Annotated in this window: 2 protein-coding genes and 1 pseudogene; all 3 read right to left on the reverse strand. The window is 57.5% G+C overall.

What is annotated here, in order from left to right; translation table 11 throughout:
* Positions 1-374 (reverse strand): annotated as a pseudogene (locus GQ57_RS42840) (RHS repeat domain-containing protein); the annotation flags it as partial.
* Between the two features lie 121 nt (positions 375-495).
* A complete protein-coding gene (locus GQ57_RS42845) occupies positions 496-951 on the reverse strand; it encodes a hypothetical protein (RefSeq protein ID WP_152602010.1) in 456 nt (151 codons plus the stop codon).
* 124 nt (positions 952-1,075) lie between these two features.
* Positions 1,076-4,943: RHS repeat-associated core domain-containing protein (locus GQ57_RS37750; RefSeq protein WP_442856773.1), on the reverse strand; the 3,868-nt coding region annotated here is incomplete at its 5' end.

Here is a 4,943-nt window from a genome sequence, read left to right on the forward strand (position 1 = left end):
GTACATGCCCCACCGCGACAGACAAGATCGGTATCGGCCAGAATGCAGTGCAATCCCAATGGATCGATCCACGATATCGGATTGGGCGCGTACTGGAAGACGTTAATACCGCCGGCCAACCCGATCGGATCCTTGCAGATGAACCGTCCAGAGTTTGGATCGTAGTACCTATGTCGGTTATAGTGAAGGCCCGTCTCATGGTCGAAGTACTGCCCCTGGAAGCGGATCGGGTTACGGATACCCGCCTTGCGCGCCGCCTCGCTGATGACTTCCTTCGCCTCCCCCCACGCCTTGTAGCGTGCTGACCAAGCAACCTCACCTGCCTCATCCGTCACCTCCTGCGGCGTGCCGATCTGGTCACATTGGTAATAGCGCGGCCTTTCATCTGCTAAACGCAAGAGCACATTTTTCAAAATCTCTTGACAAGCACCCACTCCGATTCCACCAATCCACCATCCGATTTTCAACTGACCAACACGGCCACCACAATGAAAATTACGTAACCTGAACGAAAAACAATCCCTCAAATTTATTCTTATCAACAAACAAATAGGCTAGAGCATCACCTAGCCCAAATATATCCTCCCAACCCACCGGAAAATCCCCCGAGTACAACTGAAGGGAAAATTCAAGCCCTTGATCGAGTGTCAATTTCTCATTTTGGAGAAATCCAGGAGGGAATCCCACTCCACTACCTTGATATGGCTGCCCCACATCACCCCCGACAACCAATCTTCTAGCCGGAATACTCTCGACTCCAAAACGCTCACTTTCTTTTTCGTGGAATATAACCTGAGTGGCGCCACTACTCTTAATTACCCTCATCTCCTCCGGATCGCCATGATACGTTATGCGATCCAAGAAATAATCATCCTTCGAGTATAGCGAAAATACCGAAACATATTCAGGCGCCCCCTCAATCCCAAGAAATTTGGTAGGCAAAGAAGCCACTAAGCACAACTCCTCCCCCGACGATGTTTTTGGCCAAGTTACGAGCCCCCCAATAAGCGCCCCACCTCCAACTCGGGGTTCGAGATGATCGTGACACTCTTCGTCAATTAGTAACGCCTTCATATCAACCCTCGCATTTGCATGGACATTTTTTAGCCAAAAACGCTTCCGCTTGCTTTCGAAGTCTCCTCGCCTGGCTCGCCGAAATCCCTGCCTTCCTCAAGCCACCTTGAGTAATGTCAAGTTCCCGTTTAATGTCATCGTGAAACTCATTCCTGCCAAGTCCGTACGTCTGTCGAATTTTAGCCTCGTGATAATGCGCGCCTCCTATTCCACGTGTGTCGGTGGCAGGGCCTCGCGTGTGCCGATCAAGATCAAGTGCAATTGAAGGATTGTTTGCATCTCTGCAATTTTTGTTCGTTAGCCCTTTTTTCACCAGATACTCATGGCGCAAAAGTTCGTGAGCTTGTAGGCTGTCACCAACATTGTCACCGCCGTTGAGATCTCCATAGGTACCGAGTTGTCCAACTTTCGCCAACCCCAGTGGATCGATCCACTCGACCGGATTAGGAGCATAGGCATGCTGATTCAGGCCACCAGCTAGCCCGATCGGGTCCCTCGAGATGAAGCGGCCGCTGTTCGGATCGTAGTACCTGTACCGGTTGTAGTGAAGGCCCGTCTCATGGTCGAAGTACTGCCCCTGGAAGCGGATAGGGTTGCGGATACCAGCCTTGCGCGCCGCTTCACTGATGACTTCCTTCGCTTCGCCCCACGCCTTGTAACGCGCCGACCAAGCAACCTCACCTGCCCCGTCCGTCACCTCCTGCGGCGTGCCGATCTGATCACACTGGTAATAGCCGATCTGCGTAAAAGCCGCTGGCTTGTTCGTGCGGCTCCACAGCGGGTCACGATCAATATCGTAGTGTTCATCGTATTCCGGCTGCTCGTGCAGTTCAATCCAGCCCACGTGAACGGCTTGCGCCAGCGGAACGAAGCTATCAGGCTCGTACACGTAGTGCGTCGTGCGGCCACTACTGCCCCCATGCTCGCCCGTGCCACTCTCCCACGCCAGCCTATCGCCATCCCAGCCGTATAGCGTCAGGCCGTATCCGTACTCCGCGTTCAGCCGCGCCGTCTCGGCTTCCCGATAGCCACTGCCGTCGTGTGAGCTCTGCCGGACCCACGCATTCGACTTCTTCGCCACGCGTCGACCCAATGCGTCGTACCAGTAGCTAACAGTCACCTTGCCGTTACTGAACTGGATAAGCCGATCCAATCCGTCCCACTCGTACCACGCCTGCTCGCCGTTATGCCGACGTTCCGCCAGGTTGCCGTATTCGTTCCAGGTGTAGTGTGTCCCCGCGTACTCGCGCAGCAGGTTGTCCAACAGTGTCGGGCGCCCCTGGATTCGACTCGAATACCCCAGTGTGTTTTGATCAGGCGATTCGAAGCGCCGCGTCTGCGCGTCATCCAGCAGGTTGCCCGCGGGATCGAACTCGAAGGTTTCTTCGCCCAGCATGCCGGTTGCCGCCACCAATCGTCCTATCGGATCGTAACGGTAGGTCCGCATCCCGTTCTGCGTATCCTCGATGCGCTCCAGCTGACCGGCTCGGTCGTAGGTATAGCTGCGTTGCACCAGCAGTTTGCCGCCCTGCGTTTCGCTCCGGCTTGCAATCAGCTTCTGCTGTTGCAGCCGTCCTGCCAAATCGTACTGTTGCTTCTGCGTCAGGCCATTGCCCTGCACCCGCTCGATTTCTCGATGCAGGTCATCACGTTCGATCTGGACGAGTTCCGTATCGTCCAGCATCATGCCGTGCACGTGTCCACTGCCGTAGGTAAGCAAGCTCACCCGGTGGCCGTCCGGTCGAATCGTGGCAACCCGTTGATTCAACACGTCGTATTCGTGCCGCCAGACCGCGACCCGCTTATTTTTCAGGAAACTGAAATGCTGGTGCTCGCGCGTGACGTTGCCCGCGTCATCGTGGAACCATTGCAGCCGACTGGTGGCGTTTTCCGCCAGAATCATCTGCCCGTTGCCGTTGTACGCGAAGCGCTCACGCTCGCCGTACTTCCACTGGCTAGTACCCTGGTCCCATTGACCCGTCTGGCGCGTAATCAGTCGGCCGACCGCATCGAATTCGACTGCCGTAATCCGATGTCCTTGCTCCCCGTTGAGCACATCCGTCAACACGCCGGATGACGGATCGTATCGATAACGCGTCGCCTTGCCATCAAAGCCCGTTTCGGCCAGCAGCCGGCCCACGGGATCGTACCCAAACGACGTCTCCCGACCGTTTTCGTTGCGCAACGACTCCAGCCGACCCAGCTTGTCCCATCGATAACCCAGCGATTCCCCGTTGGCATCCTTACGGCTGGCAATCAGCCCGGCACGCGTATAGGTCCACTCCGTGCGCCGGCGCAGCCCGTCAACGTGCGCCAACAGTCGCCCTTCCGCATCGCGCTCGTATTGCTCTGTCACCCCATCGGGCCGCGTCACGTCAACCAGTTGGCCCGCCTCGTAGCGATAGCTCGTGGCCTGCCCTGCCGCATCGGTAAACCGCTCCAGCTGACCTCGCGCGTTGTACTGCCAACGACTGGTCTTGCCCGAGCAGTCGGCATAGGACGTCAACTGGCCAGTCGCACTGTACGAGAGTTGTTTTTTGCCGCCCTTCGCGTCGATGATTTCCACCGGCTGGCCGAGCGCGTTGTTGGTGTATTCGGTTTTGTTGCCCAGCGGATCGATTTCTTCGATCAGGTGATCTTTCGCGTTGTAGTCGCGCAGCCACAGACCACCTTCGCCGTCGCGAATCTTGCGCACGTTGTCGCGAGCGTCATAGGCGTAATACACCGTGCTACCGTCAGCCCGTGTGTGTGAGACTTGATTGCTGCGATCGTCGTAGGTGAAGGTCTCGACGCTGCCGTCGGGATGAAGATGACGCACGACGTTCTTCGCCTCGTCCCGGAAGAACCATTCCGATCGCCCGTCCGCATGTCGGATGCGGTAGGTGTAGCCGAGAATGTCGTAGTAGTACCAGGTCTCGTTGCCATGAGCGTCGGTGACATAGGTCAAACGAATGTTCGGATCCCACTCCAGTTTCGTGTCGTAGGTGCCGTCGTCAGCCCATTCACGCACGGCCTTGGCCGTCGCACCGTCGCCATCCCAGCGCAGGTTCATCCCCCGGCCGGTACGGTCCGTGTACCGCGTCATCAGGTGGTGCTCGTACGTGTAGCTGCGGCTCGCACCATTCTCGTCGGTTGCCGCAATCAAATCGCCTGCATCGTCGTAGGAATAGTCGGCGAGCTGACGAACCGCCTTGTTGTTTTCGATCAGCCACACCTGCGCCACGCGACCCTGTTCGTCGGGCACCACGTGAACGTGGGCATCGATCTCGATCTCACCGTGATAGGACATCAGATCGGATGGCAGCAGCGCATGATTGGGCACGTGCTCCGGATGATCATAGGCCAGCGCCAGGCCCTCGCCGTTGCGCAATACGATGCCCGTCAGACGGAAGTGTTGGCCGTGACGCTCGTAGGTCTCTCGGACATCGTAGCCACGCGCCAGGGTCACCACGCGATCGGAAACCCGCACCAGCGTCAGGTTCTCGATGGCGTCGTAATGAAACGCCCCGACCTTCGGCAGCGGATACGCATGGGTGCGGCCATCCGCGGCGTGATAGCGAAGGCTCTCCGGCAGCGCATCGTTTTGCACGATGTCGAGCCGCGTCGTGTACGGTGTGATCCAGCGCGCACCCATCACCCCATCATCATAGGCCGCAAGATCTGATCGATACTGGCGGCTCCAGGTAAACGGAAACGGTCCCGGCAACGTGAAGTCATCGTGATCGAGTCGCTCGGCTCCGCGCGCAAAACTGATACTACCTGTCGTCCCGGCTTCACGATTCTTGCAACAGTTGCCATCCCCTTCAGCATCGGCCTGCGCGCCAATTTTTTCGACCACGCCATGGCCGCGATTCTGCGCAGCCTGACCA

The sequence above is a fragment of the Burkholderia sp. MSh2 genome, assembly GCF_000731655.1.
Taxonomy (GTDB): Bacteria; Pseudomonadota; Gammaproteobacteria; order Burkholderiales; family Burkholderiaceae; genus Burkholderia; species Burkholderia paludis.